Source organism: Ferrovibrio terrae, assembly GCF_943372915.1.
GTDB classification, from domain to species: Bacteria; Pseudomonadota; Alphaproteobacteria; order Ferrovibrionales; family Ferrovibrionaceae; genus Ferrovibrio; species Ferrovibrio terrae_A.
Genome location: NZ_CALSAN010000019.1, coordinates 68,235 through 81,178, shown reverse-complemented (window position 1 = coordinate 81,178; position 12,944 = coordinate 68,235). Strand labels below are relative to the sequence as shown.

The 12,944-nt window shown below is 64.3% G+C and carries 17 protein-coding genes and 2 tRNA genes; 4 read left to right on the top strand and 15 right to left on the bottom strand.

Annotation, left to right across the window (positions count from 1 at the left end):
• The 3 genes from AAG821_RS14310 to AAG821_RS14300 form a co-directional block, all read right to left on the bottom strand.
• Positions 1–149, bottom strand: a 149-nt coding sequence (locus AAG821_RS14310) for a GTP-binding protein (protein WP_341914314.1), incomplete at its 3' end; no start/stop codon positions are given.
• 165 nt (positions 150–314) lie between these two features.
• Positions 315–388 (bottom strand) — tRNA-Gly (locus AAG821_RS14305).
• Positions 389–461: 73 nt separating this feature from the next.
• Positions 462–547 (bottom strand) — tRNA-Tyr (locus AAG821_RS14300).
• Between the two features lie 144 nt (positions 548–691).
• Between AAG821_RS14300 and rlmB the strand changes: the two genes are divergently transcribed.
• Genes rlmB through AAG821_RS14285 form a run of 3 tightly spaced genes read left to right on the top strand, consistent with a single transcriptional unit; the run spans position 692 to position 3,421 of the window.
• Positions 692–1,873 (top strand): 23S rRNA (guanosine(2251)-2'-O)-methyltransferase RlmB, encoded by a 1,182-nt coding sequence (gene rlmB / locus AAG821_RS14295; protein WP_341914620.1) that lies wholly within the window; start codon positions 692–694, stop codon positions 1,871–1,873.
• Between the two features lie 47 nt (positions 1,874–1,920).
• Positions 1,921–2,679, top strand: coding sequence for an FkbM family methyltransferase (locus AAG821_RS14290; protein WP_341914618.1), 759 nt, complete (start codon positions 1,921–1,923; stop codon positions 2,677–2,679).
• A complete protein-coding gene (locus AAG821_RS14285) occupies positions 2,663–3,421 on the top strand; it encodes a 2OG-Fe(II) oxygenase (protein ID WP_341914615.1) in 759 nt (252 codons plus the stop codon). Before AAG821_RS14290 ends, AAG821_RS14285 begins: the two co-directional genes overlap by 17 nt.
• 7 nt (positions 3,422–3,428) lie before the next feature.
• Here the strand turns inward: AAG821_RS14285 and bfr are convergent, their stop codons facing one another.
• From bfr to AAG821_RS14260, 5 genes are all read right to left on the bottom strand, one after another.
• Positions 3,429–3,911, bottom strand: a complete 483-nt coding sequence (bfr, locus tag AAG821_RS14280; RefSeq protein ID WP_341914614.1) for a bacterioferritin — start codon at positions 3,909–3,911, stop codon at positions 3,429–3,431.
• A 264-nt stretch (positions 3,912–4,175) separates the two neighbouring features.
• The gene (locus AAG821_RS14275; RefSeq protein ID WP_341914612.1) at positions 4,176–4,403 is read right to left on the bottom strand and encodes a (2Fe-2S)-binding protein; all 228 of its coding nucleotides are present in this window, start codon (positions 4,401–4,403) and stop codon (positions 4,176–4,178) included.
• A 14-nt stretch (positions 4,404–4,417) separates the two neighbouring features.
• Entirely contained in the window at positions 4,418–4,951 is a 534-nt protein-coding gene (locus AAG821_RS14270) for a hypothetical protein (RefSeq protein WP_341914610.1), read from the bottom strand.
• 141 nt (positions 4,952–5,092) lie between these two features.
• Positions 5,093–6,667, bottom strand: a complete 1,575-nt coding sequence (locus AAG821_RS14265) for an alkaline phosphatase family protein (protein WP_341914608.1) — start codon at positions 6,665–6,667, stop codon at positions 5,093–5,095.
• A 43-nt stretch (positions 6,668–6,710) separates the two neighbouring features.
• A complete protein-coding gene (locus tag AAG821_RS14260; protein WP_341914606.1) occupies positions 6,711–7,688 on the bottom strand; it encodes a Bug family tripartite tricarboxylate transporter substrate binding protein in 978 nt (325 codons plus the stop codon).
• Positions 7,689–7,814: 126 nt separating this feature from the next.
• Between AAG821_RS14260 and AAG821_RS14255 the strand changes: the two genes are divergently transcribed.
• Positions 7,815–8,612 (top strand): helix-turn-helix domain-containing protein, encoded by a 798-nt coding sequence (locus AAG821_RS14255; RefSeq protein WP_341914604.1) that lies wholly within the window; start codon positions 7,815–7,817, stop codon positions 8,610–8,612.
• A gap of 335 nt (positions 8,613–8,947) precedes the next feature.
• Here AAG821_RS14255 and AAG821_RS14250 read toward each other — a convergent pair whose 3' ends face one another.
• The 7 genes from AAG821_RS14250 to AAG821_RS14220 are packed head-to-tail and all read right to left on the bottom strand — an operon-like array spanning position 8,948 to position 12,942.
• Positions 8,948–10,039, bottom strand: coding sequence for a tyrosine-type recombinase/integrase (locus AAG821_RS14250; RefSeq protein ID WP_341914602.1), 1,092 nt, complete (start codon positions 10,037–10,039; stop codon positions 8,948–8,950).
• Positions 10,036–10,305: a hypothetical protein gene (locus AAG821_RS14245; RefSeq protein WP_341914600.1), complete on the bottom strand. Its 270-nt coding sequence runs from the start codon at positions 10,303–10,305 to the stop codon at positions 10,036–10,038. Before AAG821_RS14245 ends, AAG821_RS14250 begins: the two co-directional genes overlap by 4 nt.
• Positions 10,302–10,595 (bottom strand): hypothetical protein, encoded by a 294-nt coding sequence (locus tag AAG821_RS14240; RefSeq protein ID WP_341914598.1) that lies wholly within the window; start codon positions 10,593–10,595, stop codon positions 10,302–10,304. The genes AAG821_RS14245 and AAG821_RS14240 overlap by 4 nt, the downstream gene beginning before the upstream one ends.
• Entirely contained in the window at positions 10,592–11,902 is a 1,311-nt protein-coding gene (locus AAG821_RS14235) for a ParB/RepB/Spo0J family partition protein (RefSeq protein ID WP_341914596.1), read from the bottom strand. Before AAG821_RS14235 ends, AAG821_RS14240 begins: the two co-directional genes overlap by 4 nt.
• Complete coding sequence (locus tag AAG821_RS14230; RefSeq protein ID WP_341914595.1) at positions 11,889–12,245, bottom strand: hypothetical protein; 357 nt, start codon at positions 12,243–12,245, stop codon at positions 11,889–11,891. The genes AAG821_RS14235 and AAG821_RS14230 overlap by 14 nt, the downstream gene beginning before the upstream one ends.
• Positions 12,242–12,571 carry a hypothetical protein gene (locus AAG821_RS14225; RefSeq protein ID WP_341914593.1) on the bottom strand — a complete coding sequence of 110 codons (330 nt, stop codon included), beginning with the start codon at positions 12,569–12,571 and terminating at the stop codon, positions 12,242–12,244. Before AAG821_RS14225 ends, AAG821_RS14230 begins: the two co-directional genes overlap by 4 nt.
• Positions 12,568–12,942, bottom strand: a complete 375-nt coding sequence (locus AAG821_RS14220; protein WP_341914591.1) for a helix-turn-helix domain-containing protein — start codon at positions 12,940–12,942, stop codon at positions 12,568–12,570. Before AAG821_RS14220 ends, AAG821_RS14225 begins: the two co-directional genes overlap by 4 nt.
• Positions 12,943–12,944: the final 2 nt, after the last annotated feature.

Sequence of the window (12,944 nt, the reverse complement as noted above, 5' to 3'; positions counted from 1 at the left end):
ATCTGGTCATACGCCGTGAACGACGCGCCGCCGCTCTCCGCCAGCACCTTCGTGATCGCTGCCGTCAGAGACGTCTTGCCATGATCGACGTGGCCGATCGTACCAATGTTGCAGTGCGGCTTGTTACGTTCAAACTTTGCCTTGGCCATCGCTCTATTCCTGTTTTCCGACCAGTTTCTGGCCGGAGCCCCTTGCGGGACCCCGGGTGGGTTGACGGTGGCATCCGGCCCTGCGCCGCGCTTCCCAGCGCCGTTCGCGTGACCGTTTGCCGCAGGCGGACCTCGCATTACTCACTGCGCGTCCGCCCAACAAGCTGGAGCGGGTGAAGGGAATCGAACCCTCGCAACCAGCTTGGAAGGCTGGGGCTCTACCACTGAGCTACACCCGCCGCTTCGCGTTACTCCTCAAGACCTCTTACTAACCCTTTGACGTCAAAGACGTTTCCTGGCCAGCGCGGAGAATGGTGGAGGGGGCTGGATTCGAACCAGCGTAGGCGTACGCCAACGGATTTACAGTCCGTCCCCTTTAGCCACTCGGGCACCCCTCCAACCGGGCCCCCCGACTACCGAAGGGATATCCGCATGTCAATGGATAAACGCGACAAAAGCACCACCATCGCCCCCCAGACCTCGAACTTTTGAGGTGGGCGGCAATGTTGTTGCCTTTACCGCGCGGCACTATAAGGAGCGCCATGACCAGACGCAAGCCAGATGCCCGCCACCCCGCCCGCCCCGCCGCCAAGGGCGGTTCCAAAGGCCCCCGTGACCCCCAACGCCCGAATCAGGGCGGCGGCAAGCCCCGTCCCTATGGGGCCCAGGGCAAACCGACCCGGGAAAGCCGCCCGGAAAGCGCTTCGGAAGGCCGGACCGGCCGCCCGGCCGGCAAGCCGGCGGGCAAACGCCCCCATGCCCCCAGAGACGACCGGCGTGACGACCGCCGTGATGACCGCCCCCGCCGGGATGCGGGCCGGGACGACCGGAAGGGCGATTTCGCCCCGCGCCGGTTTGAAGGTCGCCCCGAGCGCCCCGCACGGGAGGCCGAATACGGCCAGGAACGCGACCGCCCGGAGCGTCATGGCGGCGGTCGCCCCCATGGCGGCGACAAGTTTGCCCCGCGCAACCGCGAATACCGCGGCGACCTGCCGGTCTGGCTCTATGGCAGCCATGCCGTGCTGGCCGCGCTGGAGAATGAGGAGCGCCTGATCCGGCGCATCCTGCTGACCCGCGAGGCCCGCGAGGCGCTGGAAGGCCGCCTGCCCCGGCTCAGCGCCCAGCCCGAGACGGTCGACAAGGCCAAGCTCGACAGCCTGCTGCCGCCCGGCGCAGTGCATCAGGGCATCGCCATGCTGACCGACCCGCTCGATGATCCCGGCGTGGAATGGCTGAAGGAACCGCTCGAAGAAGACAGCGTTCACAGCAACGGCCGCGAAGTCGTACTGCTGCTGGATCATGTCACCGACCCGCGCAATGTCGGCGCCATCCTGCGTTCGGCCGCCGCCTTCGGCGCCCGCGCCGTGATCGTGACCGACCGCCACGCGCCGGAAGCCACCGGTGCGCTGGCCAAGGCCGCCAGCGGCGGGCTGGAGGTGGTGCCGCTGATCCGCGTGACCAATCTGTCGCGCGCCCTCGACCTGCTGGCCGAATACGGCTTCTGGCGTGTCGGCCTGGAAATGGAAACCGAGAAGAGTCTGGCCGAGGCGGTCAGCGACATCAAACGTGTCGCGCTGGTGCTGGGTGCGGAAGACGAAGGCCTGCGCCGGCTGACGCGCGAGAAATGCGATTTTCTCGCCAAGCTGCCGATGACCGGCGCGGTGGAAAGCCTGAACGTGTCGGCCGCCGCCGCCGTGGCGCTTTACGAATGCGCGCGCGGCTGACCAAAATAAATCATAGCCGCATATAAGCCGCTGCAGCAGGGGAAGCGATGAATATCCAGGAGTATGAAAAGCTCAACCCCTTTGCCGCACTGGAGCATCAGGGGCGCAAGCTGGTCTACCTGATTCCCAATTCGATGTGCCTGATGCGCGCCGAAACGCTGTTCACCAAGGAGCCCAGCACGATCGGCTGGCTCGACAGCATTCCGACCGGCGCGGTTTATCTCGATGTCGGCGCCAATGTCGGCATGTATGTCGTCTATGCCGGCGTGATCCGTCAGGCACGCGTCTTCGCCTTCGAGCCCGAGGCGCAGAATTACGCCCTGCTCCAGCGCAACATCCAGGCCAACCGCCTTGGCACGCTGGCCGTGGCCTGGTGCGCCGCCCTGTCGGATATCGAAGCCTTCGACCGCATCCATCTCAGCCAGTTCCTCACCGGCGGTTCCTGCCATTCCTTCGGCGAAGCGCTCGATCCCTATCTGAAAGAGCGCAAACCAGCTTTCGTGCAGGGCTGCTACGCCACCACCATCGACAAGCTGGTGCAGACCGGTGTGATGCCGGTGCCGCAATACATCAAGATCGATGTGGATGGCTTCGAGCACAAGGTGATCAAGGGCGCGGCAGATACACTGCAGAAACCTGAAGTCGCCTCGCTGCTGATCGAGATCAATCCAGCGCTGCCCGAGCACCGCTGGATCATCGAATATCTGAATGGCATGGGCTTCCGCCACGATGCGAAGCAGGTGGCCGAGGCCGAACGCAAGGAAGGGTATTTCAAAGGGGTCGCCGAGTATGTTTTCCGCCGCTAAGCTGCATGTGATGTATCAGGTGCTGAATGCACCGGTACGGCGCTTCCCCTTCCCGCATCTCTATGTCGAAAACGTGTTTCCGGCCGATTTCTATGCCGAGATCCGCCGCAACATGATCGAGGATGAGGCCTATAGCCGCCTGGTCGACAGCGGGCGGGTGGGAAAAGGCTACAGCGGCGCGCGCTTCAGCCTGTTCCCCGAAGAGCTGGAGCAGAATGTCGCCGACACCGCAAAAAAGCAGTTCTGGAAATCGGTGTTCGAAACCTTCGGCAATGCCGAGTTCGGCCAGATCTGGCTGTCGGTCTTCGGCCCGACCATCAACGAGAAGTTCAAGACCCTGCCGAAAGCGCTGAGCGGCGACCGACCGGTGAATGAAATCCCGCTGCTGAACGAAATCTTCCTGATGCGGGACCGCACCACCTACTCGCTCGGCCCGCACACGGATACGCCGCGCAAGGTGGTGTCCGTGCTGTTTTACCTGCCGCCCGACGAGGCGATGATCGACCTGGGCACGTCCGTATATGTTCCGAAGGATCGCCGCTTTGTCTGCCAGACCGGACGGCATCATGCCTTCGAGCTGTTCGACCTGGTCGCGACCATGCCCTACAAGCCGAACAGCATGATCGCCTTCCCGCAGTCGCCGCGCAGCTTCCACGGCGTCGAGCCGCTGGAGAAGGCCGACGCGCTGCGCGACCTGCTGCTGTTCGATCTGAAGATTCAGCCGCCGGACCCGGCGGCGTAATCCCGGCTTACGACGACGAACCGTCGCCCATCTGCGACTGCAGGTAATTCTGCAGGCCGACCTTGCCGATCAGATCGAGCTGGGTTTCCAGGTGGTCGATATGCTCTTCGGTATCGTCGAGGATGCTGGTGAGCATCTCGCGGGTGACATAGTCCTGCACGCTCTCGCAATGGCTGATCGCGGCAATCAGGTCGCCACGGCCCTTGCGCTCGAGATCCAGGTTGGCCGACAGGCCTTCCGGCACGGTCTCGCCGATCTTGAGCTTGCCGAGATCCTGCAGGTTGGGAATGCCTTCCAGCAGCAGCACGCGCTCGATGATCTTGTCGGCGTGCTTCATCTCCTCGATCGACTCTTTGTACTCGTGATGACCGAGCCGCTCGAAGCCCCAGCTCTTCCACATGCGGGCATGCAGGAAATACTGGTTGATCGCAGTCAGCTCGTTCTTCAGCACGCCGTTGAGATGCTGGATAACCTTCTTGTCGCCCTTCATGGGACACTCCTCATGCCGAAAAGCGCGACTCGCTAACGAGTGCGCGGCCCGGCACGAGGCTTACGCCGCGGCGTTCAGAGGCTCAAGAAAAATGCGTGAAATTACGAGTTACTCGCAAAGAAAACCGCGATTTAATTCAGTTTCTCTGCAACTTCCTCTCAATTGCCGCGCGACTGCGGATGATGCGCAAAACGGCCCCCATGGAGAGCACGACACCGAGGCTGGCTGCCACAAACAGCGCAAGCTCCAGCGGGCTGCCATTCATCAGTCGGCGCCTTCCATTTCGGCCATCGCGCCGGCCGGAATCAGCATACCGCCGCCATGCTGCGCCTCGCGGTGTTCGTGCAGCATGCAGCGCACGTCCGGTACGCATTTGCCGCATTGCGGGCGGTCGGCAAGATGACGATAGACGGCGGCAACCGACTTGCACCCATGGCTGATGGCACTTCGCACATCGCGATCGGTGAAGCCGTGGCAGAGACAGATATACATGGTCGCCCTCGCCTTCAGTGCATGCGCATGGTGGCAACGGGCTGCAGCAGCGGGCTGCGCACACCGTGGCGAGGCCGCGTGCGATACGGCAGGTCATGGCCGCTGCCGGTCAGACATTCGGCAAACACATCGAGCCCGGCGACAAAATCGTTGACGCCGGCGGCCCGCACCAGCCACTGCGCCATCGCGCGTGCAGCGGCCGGCGCGCCATTCTGCAGCGCCGCAATAATGGAGAGCATGCAGACCTCGTCGGCGCCGAGGCAGGCGCAGCAGGGCTGGTGATAGACGATGGTGCGGCGGGCATGGCGGGTCAGGTCGCTGAGGGCGGCATCCAGCGCCACCAGGGCCGGCCGCGCTTCGCTGCGGCGGAACTGGCGGTCGAATTCACGGGCCAGCAGCGGCAGATGCTCGCGGCCCGAGACCCAGCGGCGGAAGGCCCAGAGCACCAGCCGCTCGCCCTCGTTCAGCTCCTGCACGCTGGTCGGCCAATGGCCCGGCGGGCTCTGCTCGTTTCGACTTTCGGCCCCGGCAAACTCACGCATCGACACGCGGCACCCCATCCAGCAAGTCTGAACTCGTCCTGCAAATCATTCGCAGAGACAGTTTTAGCTAACTTGCGAGTGATTATCAAGTGCCTTCTGCAGCCTGGAAACCGCCGTTTCCCGAGCCAGCGTCATTTCAGGGGCGGTTTACCAGACGCCGAACAGGATGCCGCGCGCCTTGGCCGTGCCGGTGCGCTTTTCCACCTCGGCATCCGACAGCGTGGTGCGGATACGGCGCTGGCGCAGCCAGTCGAACAGCCGGGCGGCCAGCTCTGCGCGGGTGGCCGCATGGGCCGGGCTCTCGCCCAGATCGGTGTATTCGCCGGGATCATCCTGCAGATCGAACAGCTGCGGCCGGAAACCGTCATAGGCGATGTATTTCCAGCGATCTGTGCGCACCATGTAGGCCCGCGCGCGGTCGGGCGGCAGTTTCAGGATCTGGCGCGCCGGCCGGAAGGCATAATCGCATTCGCTGAAAGCGGCATCGCGCCAGGGCGCCGCGCTCTCGCCGAACAGACGCGGCAGCAGCGAAAGCCCTTCCAGGCGGTGCGGCTGCGGCACACCGCCGGCTGCTGCCAGAAAAGTCGGGATCAGGTCGATGGCCTCGACGAAGGCATGGTCCACCCTGCCCCGCGTTACATCGGCGGCAGCATCGGGATGATAGACGATCATCGGGATGCGCACGCTTTCCTCGTGGAACAGTTCCTTCTCGCCGAGCCAGTGATCGCCAAGATAGTCACCGTGGTCGCTGGTCAGCACGATCAGCGTATCCTGCATGCGGCCGGAGGATTCGAGGAAGGCGAACAGGCGGCCGAGATGGTCGTCGAGCTGCTTCACCAGTCCCATATAGGCCGGGATCACGGTTTCACGTGCGCCGTCGCGGCTGAAATTCACCGACTCCTCATGCTGCATGAAGGCATCAACCACCGGATGCGGATTCTGCCGCTCGGCCGCGCGCCGGTGCGCCGGCAGGATCTGGTCGATGCCGTACATGTTGTGATACGGCGCCGGCGCGATATAGGGCCAGTGCGGCTTGATGTAGCTGAGATGCAGGCACCAGGGCCTGTCGCCGGACTCGCGGATGAAATCCATCGCCCGGTCGGTCATATAGGGCGTTTCGGAATCCTCTTCGCGGATGCGCGCCGGCAGGTTGGAATTGCGCATGTACCAGCCGCTGAGGATTTCGCCATCCGGCCCTTCGGCGGCATTGGCGAAATCATGCCATGGATTGTCCGAGACATAGCCCCGGCTGCGCAGCCAGGTGTTATAGGCCAGATCCGGATCGAGCGACTGGTTCGGATGCAGGCCGTCGTCGCGCTCGAACGGCTCGAAGCCGCATTCAGAAATCAACACGCCCAGCGAGGACTTCGGATCGATGCCGAGGCGCTTCATCCCCTCGTCGTCACTTTTCATATGGGTCTTGCCGACCAGCGCCACCCGATGACCCAGCGGCCGCAGATAGTCGCCCAGCGTCAGTTCCGTGGCCCGCAGCGGCACGTTGTTGTAGGTCGCGCCATGACTGGTCATGTAACGGCCCGTGTAGAATGACATGCGCGACGGCCCGCAGACCGGCGCCTGGCAATAGGCCCGGTCGAACAGCACGCCCTTTTTTGCCAGCCCGTCGATATGCGGGGTCTTCAGCGTGGGATGACCGGTGCAGGACAGGTAATCGGCCCGCAACTGGTCGGCCATGATGAACAGGATATTGCGAACGGCAGCCATGATCTCCCACGCGTGATACTGGACAGAATGGCGGGTGCGCCGATCAGTTCTCTGGCTTGAAACCCGATGCCGCCACGGCCGGGGCCCAGGCGGCGGAATCGCGTTGCAGGATCACGCGCAGCTCCTCCGCGCTGGTGCCGGTGGGCTGCAGGCCGAGATTGGCGAGTTTGTCGCGCAGCTCCGGCGTCTTCAGGGCGGCGACGAGGATGTCGCTGAAACGTTTGATCATCTCGGCCGGCGTGCCGGCCGGCGCAAACATGCCATACCAGGTGTCGCCCTGGATCTTGTAGCCGCTCTCGATGAAGGTCGGCACATCGGGCAGGAAGGGCGACCGTGCCGTACCCGACGTGGCGATCACGCGAATTTTGCCGGCCTTGTGCAGGCTCATCAAATCAGGCGTGGTGCTCAACACCATCGGCAGCTGGCCACCGGCCAGGTCGGTGATTGCACCGGCCGAGCCCTTGTATCCGACATGCTGCAGCTCGATGCCCGCCGCCTGGCCGACCAGTACCATGAAGAAATGCGGCAGCGTGCCGGCACCGGGCGTGCCGTAATTGGCCTGCGCCGGATTGGCCTTGCACCAGGCGACCAGCTCCTTGACCGACTTCACCGGCAACGCGGTGCCAACCGCAAGCGCGAAGTCCATGGTGCTGACCTGCGAGACCGGCGCGAGGTCCTTGATCGGATCATAGCCGAGGTTGCTGTAGACATGCTGGTAGACGGCGACCGGTGCGATCGGCGTCAGCAGCAGCGTCTTGCCGTCGGGCGCCGCCGTTTTCACCGCCTGCACGCCGATGCGACCGGCAGCACCGGTGCGATTGTCGACGATCACCGGCTGGTCAAGGCCAATGCGCAGCTGGTCGGCCAGCAGCCGTGCCAGGGCGTCGCCCGAGCCGCCGGCCGTGAAGGGGAAGACGATCCGCATCGGCTGGGCCGCTATCTGGGCCATGGCGCGACCTGAAACCGATACGGTGGCTGCTGCAGCAGCCGTGTATGCCATCATGGATCGACGGGTGATCATGCTGTTTTCCTCCCGGTATGGCCAACTGACGTGGCTGTTGGCGACAGAGTGAACCGCGCGCCCGGCCAGCAAAACCGTCTTTCACCGAAGTTTCACCTGGTGTAACACTGGCGGCCGGGAGGGCCCATGCAGGCCAGCGTAAAATCGATCCGCGCCCTGGCGCGCGGCCTGGATGTGTTCAAGGCGCTGCACAATCACCGCAGCGCCAGCCTGCAGGAGCTGCATGACGAAACCGGACTGGCCAAGCCAACCCTGCTGCGCATCCTGAAAACACTGGAGGAAGGTGGCGTTGCCCGCCGCTCCTCCAGAGACGGCCGTTATCGTGTCAGTGCCAGCGTGCGGTTCTTCGGACAGAATCTCGGCATGGAAGACGCCATCGCCGAACAGGCCGCCCCGGTGCTGGACCGGCTGTGCCGCGACATGCTCTGGCCGTCGGATATCGGCGTCTACAAGGATGGCGCCATGGAGATTCTGGAAAGCAGCCGGCACCAGACCCCCTTCATGGTGAACCGCGATCGCATCGGCTTTCGGGTCCATATGCTGATGAGTGCCATGGGGCGCGCCTATCTCGCGTTTAGCCCGGCTGCCGAGCGGCGCACGATCCTCACGCGGCTGAGCCGCTCCGGTGACCCGTATGACCATGCCGCCCGCAATCCGTCTGCCGTGCTGGCCGATCTGGCGCGTGATCGCGCGCGTGGCTATGCCGTGCGCGAGGCCGGCTATGGCCGCTGGGGCATCGCCGAACGCAGCCAGGCCGATGCCATCGCCGTGCCGGTGCTGCAGGGCAAGCGCGTGCTGGCCTGCCTGAGCCTGGCCTGGGCCGCCGGCGCCACCACACGGGCCGAGATGGTGGCCCGGCATCTGGGCCGCTTGCAGGATGCCGCCGCCGAAATCGCCGGCCGCGTTGCCGCCCCGGAGCTGTGACCAGCCCCGTGAAGAGGACGGAATAGTGCGATTTTCCCGCCACTGCCGCCGGATCGGCTTGCCCGCCGCCGACGGCTCACGTAAACAGTCGCCGGACGCCTTGTCCGGGCCGGATTAGCTCAGCGGTAGAGCAGCGGTTTTGTAAACGGTCGGAAGCCCAATGGAATCAAGGGCATGTCCAACTTTCCGGGCCTGAATTCCGTACCATTTTATCGCAAAGTTGGACGCGCCTGGCGATGGCGTCGCGGGCCGCTATCGGCCGCCTAGCCTGCCGGCTGAATGGCCCGCCATTCGGCTGCAAACCGGGTCTACAGCGCCTTGGGCGTTTCGGGTGGTTACTGGCCGCCGCCGGCCTTGGCGCGCAGCCTGTGCTCGTGCAGGCGCTCGACCTTGCCCATGGCGTTGTCGGCCATGGCCGGGTTGACCTTCACATAGCGGTTAAGAACCTTCCGGTCCTTGTGGCCGGTGATGGCCCGGATTTCATCCTCGGTGCATCCGGCCTCGCCCAGCGTCGTCGCGCCGCTGCGCCGGGCGTCGTTGAACTGGAGCTCTTTCCGCAGGCCGGCGGCGTCCCGGATTTCGGCGACCAGCTTGCGGAAGTTGTCGGCCGTATAGGCCGCGCCGGTCGTCTCGCTGACCACGATCTGCAGGGCGTCGCCGCGCGGCGTCTCTTCCAGCCAGTGCCGCAGGTCGTCGACCGCCTTTACAGCAATCGGCGTCTTGGTCTTGCGCTGGGTCAGCTCGAAACGTAGCCCGGTCCATTTCGTCCAGGTGATGGTGATGACATCGCCCTCGCGCTGCGACAGCCAGTAGGCCACGGTCAGCGCCAGGGCAATCGACCGCCGGCCCATCTTGACCGCCTGCGCGCGGAAGATTTCGATTTCATCCCACGACCACACGACCTCGCGCTCGGCTGGTGCAGCGATTTCCATTTTGCCGAACGGATTGAGGTCGAGCAGGAAATCGCCCATGGCGAATTTGTAGAGCCTGCTGCCGCTGAGGTAGCAGTGATAGGCCATGGCCTCGCTCTTTTTCTGGATGCCGCGCAGCCAGAATTTAACAGCCTTCCGTGTCAGATGCTTGTAGGGCATGTCGCCGCACCATGCCGCGATGATGCCCCAATAGTAGATATGATCCTGACGCGTGCGCGCGCCCAGCTTCTTGAACTCGGGAGTCTGCTGGAATTGCTGTATCAGCCAGTTCACGGTGTCCGGCTTCACGGCCGCTGCCGGCGTCGTGCCCTTGTAGAAATCGTCGACCTTGGCATTCCATACCTCAGCCTGGTCGATCACCTCGCCGAGCGTGCCGGCCAGCTTGACCGGATGAAAGCCGGCATCGCGCAGCGCCTTGGTCGGCTGCCAGTAGTGGCGCATCGTGCCGTCGCGGTTCGGCTTCGAAACCAGATGCCGGATTTTCTTGTCGGTCACTGCTGCGCCCTCCGCATTAATTCATCCTCGACCGCCTGCTGTTCGCTCTTGCCAGCGCGCGGCATGTCGGCCTCGCAGCTCTGCCTGCGATCCCATGCAAGGAAATCGGCAACGCGGATGAAGTTACCCCCGAGCACGGCTTTGGGGAAGTCTATGAAATCCGGATTGGTTGCGATCTGCCGCCGCAGCCATTGGGCCGAGCGTCCGCCGAACTGTTCTGCGGTCTGTTGCCAAGTCCAATAGGTCATGTCGAGCGGGCTTGTCATTCCGGCGCCGCCTTGAATTCCGCACGGCGTGCGGTAATCGCTGCGCCCATGCGCTGCCACAGGTCCGCGCGGTGGTCGCGGATCACGTTTAGGGTGCGCTTGTTCTCGTGCAGCCAGGCGGTCATGTCGTCGTCGCTGTGGATCTGGGTCAAGCCGAGTTGCATCACGATTTCGAAGAGGATGGCCGCGCCCACGGCGGCGGGAATGGTCGGCAGCTTGTGGCGCGGTATCGGGTCGAACAGACCCGCCGCGTCCTCTGCTGCGATATCCCCGCCGTCGTGGTCGGTCATTTCTGCTTGGCCTGCTTGCGCTCGGCGGCCTCGTCATCCTCGACCTGACTGAGATAGGCCAGTGCGTCGTGAATGCTGGCCTCGGCATCATCGAAGCGGCTGGCGATGTCGTCGCGACCTAAGCTGCGATAGAACCGGGCCGCCGCCCTAATCTGGATACGGCCCGCACCGATCACGGGCGGATTATACTGAATTACAAGCTGCCCGATCTTCGGTAGCCCGTTGACCGCTGCCGAGGTCCGCCGATGGCGCTCGGCTGCCTGCTCGGCCTGGCTGCGAACAATCTCGCTGAGCGGCCGGCCGGCTGGTGTCTTATCGCCGAGTTCCTGGGTCGGTGTGGCGCGGTGCAAGCCTACGCTCTCAGCAGCGGCCTGCACTGCCGGGCTGACCTTTCCGCTCGACAGTGCGAGGTAGAGCGTGCCGGCATCCGGTGCCGGCTTGGCGGCCGGCGCGTCCTTGCTGGCGGCGATGAAGGCACGCACCGCACGCTCTAAATCCTCGCTGCGTGGGTAACGGTCCATGTTGGCGAGGAACTGCCGCTGCGCTGCCTCGTCGTCCAGTTCGCAGAGCGCCCGCGCCCTGGTGAAGTCGATGCGTTCCTCGCGCAAGGCATCCTTGACCTCGCTCGCCAGCTTCGTTGTGACCGCGATGCGCTGCTGAATGTAGCGTTCCTTGAGGCCGGTTTCCCGCGCCTGCTCTGCGGCCGACACGCCCATGGCCTTGAGAGTGGCAAAGCCCTCGGCCTCGTCCATGTCAGTCATCGCCTGGCGTTGCTTGTTCTCGACCATCGACGCGAGCAGGTGGTCGCGGTCGCTGATGTCCAGCAGCAGGCAGCGCACATTGGGGGCGTCGAGGTTCCAGTCGCCCCGGCTGCCGGCGTGGCCGATCCCGCGCCAGCGCCGTTCGCCGGCAATGATGTCGTAACTAAACCGCATGCCGGCGGTGCGCCGCACGAGGATTTCCTGCAACTGGCCGCGCGCCGCCATGCTGCTGCCCATTTCCGCGATGCTGAGCATATCAAAGGTCTTGCGCGGATTGAGCGGCGACGGCCGCAACTGACCGTGCTTGAGCACGATCGGTATGCCGATGCCGACCGGCACGCGGCCATAGAGATAATCGGTCGTGACGCCAAGGTGATCCGCGAAGGCCTGCACAAGCTGGCTCGACGGCTCGCCGCCTTTCAGCTTCGCGTTGCGGAAAGTGTTCTCCGACATGCCGAGCTCGCGCAAGGCTGCGTTCGGAGTCTGGCCGGTGGCGGTCTTGATGACGCGCTCGATGCGCTCAATTGTGGTTTCAGTCTGCGTCATGCTGCTGCTCTCCCTCGGTGCTGGCCCCGGTGCCGGGCACTGTGCCGGCCTCGGCCGCGGTGCCCTTCCACGGCTTGACCTGTACGTCCCAATAGAACCGGCCAGGCCGGCTGGTGCTGGCCTTGCGCGTGGCGTCGGTCTGCACTTCCTGCCAAGGCCCGCGCTGGCCGTGCTCGACCTCGCGGATGATGTCGCCCTGCTTGACCTGGCTGAGGTCGACAACCTCGTTGCCCTCGGGCAGCTTGCGCTCGATGAAGGCGGCCGGGTTGGTCGCCGGCATGGCCTCGCGGTTCCGTTTGATCGCCTCGCGGGCGCGGCGGATATGGCGGTTGGCGTCGCTCATTGGATCGTGCCGCTCCCTTTGGTTAGAGTTTGCAGCGGCCCCTCGTTTGGGTTGTCAATCCGATGAATGACGGCCCTGATATGCGCGAGAACCTTTGTGGGGAGTGGTAGCGGAGAATTTTCTGCCGCGAGCCCTTGTTCCGCGCATTCTAATGCCGCGCGCGCTACCCCCAGTAAATCGAGGGCATTAAGGCCCTGCTGAGAATAAGCGAGCATTACGTTTTCGTAGCTCCCGCTGACCACGGCTCCAAAGAAACCTTGTGTCTGAGGGTGTTTCAGGTCAGCCAGAAATTTGGCTACGGCTTCCTTTCGGTCGCGGTTACTCATGCCGGCACCGCCTGGCTGCTGCCCATGGCGGACAGCAGGCCGCGCACCTGCGGCCGCATGCGGACGGGGATTGCGCGATAGTCGCGGATCACGCTGAGCTCGTCGGCGGTCAGCATGGGCAATTCGCTGCCGGCGTGCGCGCCCTCGCCGAAAAAGAAACTCGGCGCGACATTCAGGATTTCGGCGAACTGCTGCATGCGGCTGGCGCCGATGCGGTTGAAGCCCTTTTCGTATTTCTGCACCTGCTGGAAGCTGATGCCGACTTTGCCGCCGAGCGTGGATTGGCTGAGGCCCGCCAGTTTGCGCGCGGCCTTGAGCCGTGCGCCGACTGCGGCGTCGATGGGGGATTTCTGGATTGCGGGGGTCTGCATGG